Source organism: Cryobacterium sp. MLB-32, from assembly GCF_000738085.1.
Classification (GTDB): Bacteria; Actinomycetota; Actinomycetes; order Actinomycetales; family Microbacteriaceae; genus Cryobacterium.
This window is the reverse complement of record NZ_JPRS01000679.1, coordinates 1-745: the sequence shown is the minus strand read 5'-3', so window position 1 is coordinate 745 and position 745 is coordinate 1. Positions and strand designations below refer to the sequence as shown.

Annotated in this window: 1 protein-coding gene; it reads right to left on the bottom strand. The window is 59.6% G+C overall.

Features of this window, described 5'->3' with window-relative positions; genetic code table 11:
• On the bottom strand, positions 1-408 hold a 408-nt coding region (locus tag JF66_RS20865; RefSeq protein WP_035880885.1), incomplete at its 3' end, for a hypothetical protein.
• Positions 409-745: the final 337 nt, after the last annotated feature.

Below are 745 nucleotides of genomic sequence, written 5' to 3'. Positions count from 1 at the left end.
CTCCCAGATAGCGTAATTCTCAGCCCATTTAGCAAGTCCCTCGGCCCCGATTTGGACCATGTGTGCGATCGGACGTCCAAGATCCTTCTTAGACGGAACTTCGGTGAGCCGCTCGCGATAAGTGTTCCGACTGATGATCTCGGTCAGCGGATGCGCGTAGATGCGACCGCCGTTCATTCGTGAGGCAAAGAGGTCATCGCGCAGTTTGTGCTCGCGGAACGACAGCGGTCGCCCGAAGAGGAAGACCATGAGGTTCGCAACCTTGCGCTGTTCAACAAAGTGATCCCAGAAGGGCCTCGACTCCGAGCCGAAGATGCTCTCGATATGCACGTTGTCATCCACGGTTGTCTTGTGCTGATACCCATCCTGCTCGGGTGAGTGGAACCAACCCGCCCGAATCGTCATCATTGCGACGCCCTGCTGTTGAACGTCTCTCGGGGTGACGATGTGGGCGTCTTCCCCGGTGACGATGGGTTTTAGCGCGTCAGGATTTGGTATCGGTTCGTCGGCGGCGTCAGGCTGACGATGTCCGGATAGACAAATGGCCCGGCGTGCAATCTTGAAGGATCACGCCGGGCCGTTCTAACGCGTAAGGCCGCGCTGATGCTCACGGTAAGTCATGATCCTGCTGTTGTCGAGTCGAACCTGCTGGTCGGGCGCGTGGCGTGCCCTGATTGTGGTGGCCGGTTGCGCCCGTGGGGCTGGGCCAGGCCCCGCGTGATTCGGGACGGCCTCGACACGAAGT